Raw genomic sequence first — 3,942 nt, 5'->3', positions numbered from 1 at the left:
AACCAAAAGGCAAAAAACAGGCGGACGTGCAAACGTGCCATTATTGGATGTTCCGATGCAAATCATTGCCAAGTATGTTCAATTGGATTTGCTCGAAGCAGATGACCTTATTTTGCCCATTTTAAGCAATCAAAAGATGAATGCCTACCTCAAAGAGTTGGCAGACTTCTGTGGCATCACTAAAAAGTTATCCTATCACATCGCTCGCCACACGTTTGCAACTACGCTGACGATGATGAACGGCGTACCAATTGAAAGCGTTAGCAAAATGCTAGGACACAAAAACATTACAAGCACCCAGCACTATGCCCGAATCGTAGATAAAAAAGTAGGTGAAGATATGGAGCGACTATCCTCCAAAATAGGAAGTCGATTAGCAATGTCGTTTTAAACTCAAAGCCCTGGAAACCCCAGGGCTTTTTTTATACTCAATTAGACCTGTTTAGAAAATGGAAGAGAAATTTAAAATAAAATCATACGGTTACGGGGAGCTTGCGCAGATGTATTTCCCGAACATATCAAAGAAAAGTGCCAGTGCTCAATTACGCAGATGGATAACCGAAAGCGAAACCGCTTTACCAAGACTTAAAAAACTTGGCTATAAATCAGGTATTAGATTATTTACTCCAGCTCATGTGAGGGTTATAATTGATGAGTTTGGGGAGCCGTGATTTATTTTTTTATTTTAATGTTTTGCAGCTATCCGAAGGTGGCGATTTCGAAGCACGGTTTTCTTCAAGATTTTGTTGGTCGGCTATCTCAACAATATTAGTAGCGACAGGCAATTGATAGCCTATTGTAGTGATAGTCTCTCGATTCGGTTATTTTTAGGTTACGATGTTCATGAACCCATGCCATGGCATAGCACCATTAGTAGAACACGGCAACTCTATGGAGAAGAAGTGTTTCTAAGTTTGTTTAAATCCATATTGAAATTGTGTGTAGAAAAGGGTATGGTTCGAGGCAAACGCCAAGCTGGGGATAGTGTCTTTATCAAAGCCAATGCTTCTATGGACAGTTTAGTAGAGAAAGAGGTTTTAGAGGATGCTAGTGCGTTTGTGAATGAATTAGAAGAAAACAGTGAATTCAAAACCACCAGCACCAGAAAGAAACTAGTAGAACAACACCACGCATGGAAGGATGAAGCTTATAAAGACCAACCCAATCCAAACTTTAATATCGATAAAGTCGATGAGCACGGCAACTTAATCCGTCCGAGGTTTGTATCAAACTGTAATTAATGCTGTATTTTTCATTTTAGCTTTCAATTTTGGGAGCTTTAGCTTCCTTTATACCTGATTCAAATTGTACATCCAAACCATGAGATACAGTTTTAGTGTCTTCAAAGACATCAAACTTAACTGCTTTACCCAATTTTAAAGTTATAAAATGAACACCTTTATTTACATAGGATTCCCCGTTAAGTAAGGTACAGGTAGCTGTCCAACGCACAATAGCAATCGTTTTAAAAATATTTCCTTTTACTTGAATATCTGTAATTTCTATTTTAAGGTCTGGCAGTACTATACCTAATCTTATAAACCATCTTTTTAGACTTTCTTTATCATGTCGTTTCCCTCCTAATGAATGGTCTCCCGCAAATGAATGCTCTAATGTTTTGTCTGACACTCCTTTTAATAGTTCATCATATTGATGTTGATTTACTAAATCGAAGGATTTTCTAATTTTACCTTTTAGTATAAGGTGATAAGGATTCAAGTCTTGAGCATTTACCGTACTAACTGCAACAGCAAATACGAATAACGAAATACAAAACAATTTATTCATTTTTTTAATTTTAGTGAGTTGTAAAATTAATACTCCGCTAAAATTTAAACAATGAACCTAAGTTAAGAAATACGTTTTCTTATTCTACTTAAAGCTTGTGGCGTAATTCCGATATAGGATGCAATATATTTTAATGGAATAAGTTGTAATAGTTGTGGTTGTTCGGTAAATAAATTCAAATACCGTTCTTCAGCAGATTGATTCAGTAATGATAGTTCTCGTTTAGCTTTTATAATGAATTGACCTTCTGTTGCCAATCTTCCAATTGTATTACCAATATTTGTACAATTATAAATAATTTGCAAATCAGCATATGATATACTCCAAAGTATGCTATCTGTGATAGCTTCTATTTGATAAGAAGTAGGTTGTTGTGTCAAAAAATAATCATAGGCGGTTATAAAATTTCCTGCGAAGCCAAACTCAAAAGTTAAATCGTCAAACTCTTTTGGGATACATTTTCTAATAATTCCTCTTTCTATGAAAGACAAGTAGTTTTCTTTCTCGCCAACTTTCAGTATTACTGATTTCTTTTTAAATTCACGCTTAACTAACTTTGAGGAAAAAACGTCCCAGTCTTTTTCAGAAATGTCAACAATTTTTTCGAAGTATCTTTTTATCTCAATCATTTGTTGTTTTCTATTTTTTTAGAATGACGCATAACTAGTATATGGGTTCTAAAAGCATTCGTTTATCACCCCAAATTTGGGTAGATTAGTGAAGGTTTTTATCTCATTATTTATTTCAAAAAATATTGAAATAAATTCACAAAATTCAAAGTTAATAAAAAATACCCTAATATATCTACACACACCGCTTTAGAACTACACAAACCATCACAGGTCCTTTCAACAAATAACTTATCCTGAAGTTTGTATCCTAATCGATACAAGACTTCATGCAACATCACACACATACTGCATTGTTTACCACCGTTTCGGGTGTTGTCGGTGGCGTTGGCAAAGCGATTTCCGCTAAGCCTTTATTACTGGCTATTACCCTTCCTGGTTTAACTACGGTTATAATTTATGCTTCTGCATCAGCTGTTGCTGGATATGTGGTTAAGAAGCTCTTAGACGCGGCTTCTCGCAAACTCAATCAATTTTTTAACGAAAAATCTGCTGACGACAATGAATAAATTGGTTGGCATAACACTAGGCGCAGCTGCGGTTTATGGCATAATCAGGTTACTGAAAATGCAAAACGTAGGTGATCAAACCAATATCACAATGGTGAATCCTCGTGTTCATGCTGTCAATTTAGGTGGATTGTCGTTCCGCACGGAAGTGGCGATCAATAACCCATCGAAGGATTCGGTAAAAATTACGAAGCCCGTTGTAAGTGTAAAAAGTAAAGGGAAATTGTTGTCTCAATCCAATGCGGAAAACAAAGAAATTATCATCAAACCGCTCAGTGTTACTCAGATTGATACCATAGAGCTTCAAATTAATTGGATGACCCTTTCAGGGCTTATTTCTAACATCGTTACAAAGGTTCCAGCGGTGATTACCGCATTTAAATCAGGGAACAAAAAGAACTTGATCGACCAACTCGGAATTCCGATTACCATGTCCTTTTCTACCTATGTAAATGGACTGTTTTATGAATCTGAACCTAGCAAAATTATCTAATGAGGGCACTCGCACATATACCAAGCAAAACTGTTACAAGTGGTTATCGTGCCATCAAGGATGGAAGCCGCTACAATACGTATTTCCCACCACCTGATGAGCGTGACCGTGTCATTATCAAGGATGGAGAAGTAACGGATACTGTTGAGTTAATGGAGAAAGTCGTTTGGAAATACCTTGACGACACCAAGCGAATCGCTCCATTGCTCATGCGGCCTTCCACCCTCGAGACCTGCAAGGCTATCTGGGAGTTCATTCACAACTTTATTCAGTACAAGCTAGATCAGCGTGGATTAGAACAGCTCAGAAGACCAGCCAGATCATGGGCTGAAAGAGCTACGGGTGTTGACTGTGACTGCATGAGCATTTTTACCTCTAGCATACTCACCAATTTAAAAATCCCACTGTAAATCGTCAGCATAAAGTGGACCGATTGAATGTATATTGCTAGAAGGAGTTTTCAATTATTAATGTTTAAATTTAATTATGGAAACACCAAGAAGAAAAAAACAAACAACAGAAA

At 36.8% G+C, this 3,942-nt stretch carries 8 protein-coding genes; 6 read left to right on the top strand and 2 right to left on the bottom strand.

Translation table 11 applies throughout. The features are described from left to right. From Q0L65_RS05495 to Q0L65_RS05485, 3 genes are all read left to right on the top strand, one after another. A partial coding sequence (locus Q0L65_RS05495) for a site-specific integrase (protein WP_296684290.1) occupies positions 1 to 391 on the top strand: 391 nt, incomplete at its 5' end. A 58-nt stretch (positions 392 to 449) separates the two neighbouring features. Further along, positions 450 to 671, top strand: a complete 222-nt coding sequence (locus Q0L65_RS05490) for a DUF4248 domain-containing protein (protein WP_296684289.1) — start codon at positions 450 to 452, stop codon at positions 669 to 671. A gap of 30 nt (positions 672 to 701) precedes the next feature. Next, complete coding sequence (locus Q0L65_RS05485) at positions 702 to 1,241, top strand: transposase (protein ID WP_366051359.1); 540 nt, start codon at positions 702 to 704, stop codon at positions 1,239 to 1,241. Between the two features lie 16 nt (positions 1,242 to 1,257). Here Q0L65_RS05485 and Q0L65_RS05480 read toward each other — a convergent pair whose 3' ends face one another. After that, positions 1,258 to 1,788, bottom strand: a complete 531-nt coding sequence (locus Q0L65_RS05480) for a nuclear transport factor 2 family protein (RefSeq protein ID WP_296684287.1) — start codon at positions 1,786 to 1,788, stop codon at positions 1,258 to 1,260. Between the two features lie 62 nt (positions 1,789 to 1,850). Then, positions 1,851 to 2,417: a cyclic nucleotide-binding domain-containing protein gene (locus Q0L65_RS05475; RefSeq protein ID WP_296684285.1), complete on the bottom strand. Its 567-nt coding sequence runs from the start codon at positions 2,415 to 2,417 to the stop codon at positions 1,851 to 1,853. Positions 2,418 to 2,686: 269 nt separating this feature from the next. Here Q0L65_RS05475 and Q0L65_RS05470 point away from each other — a divergent pair, with 269 nt between their 5' ends. The 3 genes from Q0L65_RS05470 to Q0L65_RS05460 are packed head-to-tail and all read left to right on the top strand — an operon-like array spanning position 2,687 to position 3,829. Further along, positions 2,687 to 2,926: a hypothetical protein gene (locus Q0L65_RS05470; RefSeq protein WP_296682142.1), complete on the top strand. Its 240-nt coding sequence runs from the start codon at positions 2,687 to 2,689 to the stop codon at positions 2,924 to 2,926. 58 nt (positions 2,927 to 2,984) lie between these two features. Continuing rightward, positions 2,985 to 3,419 (top strand): hypothetical protein, encoded by a 435-nt coding sequence (locus Q0L65_RS05465; protein ID WP_296684283.1) that lies wholly within the window; start codon positions 2,985 to 2,987, stop codon positions 3,417 to 3,419. Continuing rightward, the gene (locus Q0L65_RS05460; RefSeq protein WP_296684281.1) at positions 3,419 to 3,829 is read left to right on the top strand and encodes a hypothetical protein; all 411 of its coding nucleotides are present in this window, start codon (positions 3,419 to 3,421) and stop codon (positions 3,827 to 3,829) included. The genes Q0L65_RS05465 and Q0L65_RS05460 overlap by 1 nt, the downstream gene beginning before the upstream one ends. The last annotated feature ends 113 nt before the right edge of the window (positions 3,830 to 3,942 follow it).

It is taken from the genome of Flavobacterium sp. (assembly GCF_024642105.1).
Lineage (GTDB): Bacteria > Bacteroidota > Bacteroidia > Flavobacteriales > Flavobacteriaceae > Flavobacterium.
The sequence above is the reverse complement of the archived record's forward strand: the minus strand, read 5'-3'. Positions and strand labels throughout refer to the sequence as shown.